Annotated in this window: 1 pseudogene; it reads right to left on the reverse strand. The window is 64.5% G+C overall.

What is annotated here, in order from left to right:
- Positions 1 to 43: 43 nt before the first annotated feature.
- Positions 44 to 217, reverse strand: a pseudogene (locus K5E40_RS34775) (VOC family protein); the annotation flags it as partial.

Genomic DNA, 217 nt, shown 5'->3' on the forward strand with positions numbered 1-217 from the left:
CCGGAGCAGGCTCCGTTCACAACGACCTCACGACTCCTTGGTTTCAGACAAAGGTGTAGGCACACACTTTGTTACCAGCTGGGTCACGCAGGTAGGCCGCGTAGGCACCCGGCAGGTGGCCACGTGGACCTGGCTGGCCTTCATCGCTACCGCCAGCGGCGAGGCCGGCAGCGTGGAACGCATCCACTTCAGCGGTGGTGGCGGCAGCGAAACCGAC

Source organism: Pseudomonas baetica, assembly GCF_019733355.1.
GTDB lineage: Bacteria > Pseudomonadota > Gammaproteobacteria > Pseudomonadales > Pseudomonadaceae > Aquipseudomonas > Aquipseudomonas baetica_A.